Source organism: Amycolatopsis sp. (genome assembly GCF_035276945.1).
Classification (GTDB): Bacteria; Actinomycetota; Actinomycetes; order Mycobacteriales; family Pseudonocardiaceae; genus Amycolatopsis_E.
Window position 1 is genome coordinate 1 of the sequence record NZ_DATELF010000030.1, and the last position, 3,795, is coordinate 3,795.

Genomic DNA, 3,795 nt, shown 5'->3' on the forward strand with positions numbered 1-3,795 from the left:
AGCAAGCTCTTCCTCACCGCCCTCGCCATGGCCGTGGCCCGGCGGTGGCCCGACGTCTGCAGCAACGCCGTCGACCCCGGGTGGGTGCCCACCAGGATGGGCGGACCGGGTGCTCCCGACGACCTCCGGCTCGGGCACCTAACCCAAGAATGGCTTGCCACCAGTGACGAACCCGAGGCCCGCAGCAGCGGCGGATACTGGTATCACCAGCGGCTCTGCCCCCCGCACCCTTCCGTTCGCGATACAAACTTTCAAGACAGCTTGCTTGACGCGTTGGCCCGCTTCACGGCAGCGCCGCTGACCTGAAACCCATTCCGGAGTGTCCGAGCCTCACCTCCTGCGTATGCCGGTCGGCGGCCCCGTCGGCGAGCGCGAGTGGCGACGATCACGGCGCCGTTGCCAACTGACGGGCGACCCTGCGGTAAGACGGCCCCCGGCCTAAACCGCTCGACGCGCCGCCGGCCCATCCGAGGTGGTGCGCGATCAGCACCTGGTCGGGATCTCGGCGATACTCGCGGCCAGCTGCTTCCAGCTCCGGTGGGCCTGTCGCCTGCACGACAGGTGTCCTGTCGTCGGGGTGACTGTCCGTGCGCGGTGCGCGCGCCACGATGTGTTTCGTCGGCGGGACCACAACGCACCAGGAGCCTCAAAATGACCAGCATCGCCAACACGGTTCGGACCCATCGCAGTAGCTTCCGTAACACCGGGCATCGGGTTGGCCGCGCCCTCCGGACCGCCGGGCGCCGCTACGTCGAGATTATGGCTAAGTGCGACCCGAGCGGTTACGGCTACTACGTCTGGTAGAGCGCACCGGTTGATCCGCGAAACCACTCAACGCACCTGGTTCGTGGGGTTGGCCGTGACAGTCTGAGTTGGCCCCACCGTGACGGCTTGAAGTGGCTCCACGGGGACGACGGTTGCGTGTTGTTGTGACGGTCTGATCTGGCCCCATCGCCGACATGCCGGGGCGGTTGTGACGGTTTGATGTGGCCCCGCTTGACCGTGATCACCAATCGGTTTGGTGATCACGGAAGGGGTCGAGGGGTTGGGGTCGAGGGTGGGGTTGTTCGCTGCGATCAGACGGGATGCGCGGGTCGAGGAGTGCTCGATACGCGAGCTGGCGGACAGGTATCACGTGCACCGGCGCACGGTGCGGCAGGCGTTGGCGAGCTCGGTTCCGCCGCAGCGCAAGGCACCGGCGCGCACCTCGCCGCGGTTGGAGCCGTTTAAGGCGGTGATCGACGCGATGCTGCGCAGTGATCTGGACGCGCCGAAGAAGCAGCGCCACACGGCCCGGCGCATCCTTGCGCGGCTGGTTGACGAGCACGACGCGGGCGAGTTGTCGTACTCGACGGTGCGCGATCACGTCCGTAAGCGCCGGCCGCAGATCGCCGCCGAGGCGGGCCGGCCGTTGGAGGAGGGCTTTGTGCCGCAGACTCATCTGCCCGCGGCCGAAGCCGAGGTCGACTTCCACGACCTGTGGGTGATCTTGCGGGGGATCAAGACGAAGACCGCGCTGTTCACGATGCGGCTGTCGTACTCCGGCCGGGCCGCGCACCGGGCGTCGCTATCGCAGGGGCAGGAGGCGTTTCTGGAAAGCCACGTCTACGCCTTCGAACGCCTCGACGGCGTCCCGACCGAGCAGATCCGCTACGACAACCTCAAACCCGCCGTGAGCCGAGTGCTGTTCGGCCGCACCCGGGTTGAGTCCGATCGGTGGACCGCGTTCCGCTCCCACTACGGTTTCGACCCGTTCTATTGCCGCCCGGGCCATGAGGGCAGTCACGAGAAGGGCGGCGTGGAGGGCGAGGGTGGCCGGTTCCGCCGCACCCACTGCGTGCCCATGCCCGTCGTTGAGTCGATCGAGGAACTCAACGCGCTGCTCGAAGACTGGGACGACGCCGACGACCGTCGGCGCATCGGCAACCGGACCAGCAGCGTCGGGCACGACTGGGCCTTCGAACGCACCCTGCTGCGGCCCCTGCCGGCCGAACCGTTCGACACGGCATTGACGTTGACGCCGCGGGTGGATCGGTATGCGCAACTGATGGTGCGCTGCAACCAATACAGCGTCCCGGCACGGTTCATCGGCCATCGGCTGCGGGTCAAGCTGTCCGCCTCCACGGTCACCGCCTATGACAGGAACACCGTGGTCGCGCGGCACCAGCGCGCGATCGGCAAGGGCGTGAAGGTCCTCGACCTGGACCACTACCTGGAGATCTTGCTGCGAAAGCCCGGTGCGCTGCCCGGCGCGACCGCGCTCGCCCAGGCCCGTGCGTCGGGCCTGTTCACGCAAACACATGAGGCGTTCTGGGCTGCCGCCCGCAAAGCCCTCGGCGATTCCGCCGGCACCCGGACGCTGATCGAGGTGCTGCTGCTGCACCGTCACCTCGAGCACGCCGACGTGCTCGCCGGCATCACCGCCGCGTTGTCGGTCGGCTCGGTCAGCGCCGATGTCGTCGCGGTCGAGGCCCGCAAAGCCGCCCAGCAACGCGGCATCCAGCCACCACCAGTCGAAGCCACACCGCGCCGGCAGCAGGTCATCAGCCTCACCACACGCCGCCTGGTCGAACTGCCCGGCGAGGACCGGCCGCTGCCCTCGGTCGACGTCTATGACGACCTGCTCGGAAAGGCCAGCTCATGAGCGTGACCACCAAGACCGCGCCGGCCACCCGGCGTGGTGTCACCGAACACGCCGCGATCGCCGCGATCGACTCCGGCACAAGAGTGCTGCGGCTGCCCACCATCCGCGACCGATTCGAACAGACCGCCGCCGCCGCGCAACGCGAACAGCTGTCCTACCTCGGCTTCCTCGCCGAATTGGTCATGGCCGAATGCGACGACCGGGACCGTCGCCGCGCCGCCCGGCGCATCCACGACGCCGGCTTCCCCCGCGACAAACGCATCGAAGAGTTCTCCTTCCACGCCAACCCCTCGGTGAACCCGGCCGTGATCCACCAACTCGCCACCTGCGCCTGGGTCAAGGCCGGGCATCCCCTTTGTTTGATAGGTGATTCCGGAACCGGCAAATCACATCTGCTTATCGGGCTCGGCACCGCCGCCGCCGAAGCCGGCCACCGAGTCCGCTACACCCTCGCCTCCAAGCTCGTGAACGAGCTGGTCGAGGCCGCCGACGACAAGCAGCTGTCCAAAACCATCGCCCGCTACGGACGGGTCGATCTCCTCTGTCTCGATGAACTTGGATACATGGAACTCGACCGCCGCGGCGCCGAACTGCCCTTCCAGGTCTTGACCGAGAGGGAGGAGCGATCAGCGATCGCCATCGCCTCCAACGAACCCTTCAGCGGGTGGACCAAAACCTTCACCGACCCGCGGCTCTGCGCTGCCATCGTCGACCGACTCACCTTCGCCGGACAGATCATCGAAACCGGCACCGTGTCATACCGGCTCGCACACGCCCGCCACGCACGCACAACCGGAGCCAGTTCAAACCGTCACGCCGGGGCCAAATCAGGTTGACACCGCCAGTTTGGTCCTGGTCGGGGCTGGGTAGTGACCCGGGCAAGGAGGTCAGCATGATTCGAGCACTGCTCAAGGGAGCCCTCGCCGGCGCGGCCGGCACGACAGCGCTGAACGCCACGACGTACCTGGACATGGCGGTGCGGGCTCGGCCAGCGAGCGAAACCCCGCAGCAGGCGGTCGACGAGTTGGCGAACCGGTCCGGGCTGCCGGTGCCGGGCGGGGGCGAGGACAAACAGAACCGGCTGGCCGGGCTGGGCCTGCTGACGGGTATCGCGACCGGTGTCGGCGTAGGCATGGTCTCGGGGATGCTGG

At 67.7% G+C, this 3,795-nt stretch carries 2 protein-coding genes and 2 pseudogenes; all 4 read left to right on the forward strand.

Annotated elements, in window-relative coordinates; translation table 11 throughout:
- Positions 1-306: pseudogene (locus VJT49_RS04120) on the forward strand (short-chain dehydrogenase); the annotation flags it as partial.
- A 739-nt stretch (positions 307-1,045) separates the two neighbouring features.
- On the forward strand, positions 1,046-2,644 hold the full coding sequence (gene istA / locus VJT49_RS04125) for an IS21 family transposase (protein ID WP_324163329.1): 1,599 nt from the start codon (positions 1,046-1,048) through the stop codon (positions 2,642-2,644).
- The gene (gene istB, locus VJT49_RS04130) at positions 2,641-3,480 is read left to right on the forward strand and encodes an IS21-like element helper ATPase IstB (protein WP_324163328.1); all 840 of its coding nucleotides are present in this window, start codon (positions 2,641-2,643) and stop codon (positions 3,478-3,480) included. Before istA ends, istB begins: the two co-directional genes overlap by 4 nt.
- A gap of 56 nt (positions 3,481-3,536) precedes the next feature.
- A pseudogene (locus tag VJT49_RS04135) lies at positions 3,537-3,795 on the forward strand (hypothetical protein); the annotation flags it as partial.

Bases quoted from the DNA above. Each gene is read 5' to 3' on its own strand.
- istB (WP_324163328.1), top strand. From the start codon at position 2,641: ATGAGCGTGACCACCAAGACCGCGCCGGCCACCCGGCGTGGTGTCACC.